Genomic DNA, 246 nt, shown 5'->3' on the forward strand with positions numbered 1-246 from the left:
ACCGTCGTGACCCCAGCGGACCAGATCGCCGGTGCGATACATGCGTGTCCCGGGCGCATACGGACAACCCACGAACCGTGATGCGGTCAATGCGGGCCTGCGCCGATACCCGTAACTGACTCCCGCTCCGGCCACATACAACTCGCCGGTGACGCCGATCGGCACCGGTTGTAGCCGGCGGTCGAGGACGAACAGTGCTGCCTCCGGTACGGCCGCCCCGATCGGTGGTTTTCCCGACCCGGGTGC

The 246-nt window shown here is 67.5% G+C and carries 1 protein-coding gene; it reads right to left on the bottom strand.

Going from position 1 to position 246, the window contains the following annotated elements; all coding sequences use genetic code 11:
• A partial coding sequence (locus IRT45_RS36500) for an AMP-binding protein (RefSeq protein ID WP_194810292.1) occupies window positions 1-246 on the bottom strand: 246 nt, incomplete at both ends.

The sequence above is a fragment of the Nocardia sp. BSTN01 genome (assembly GCF_015354405.1).
Lineage (GTDB): Bacteria > Actinomycetota > Actinomycetes > Mycobacteriales > Mycobacteriaceae > Nocardia.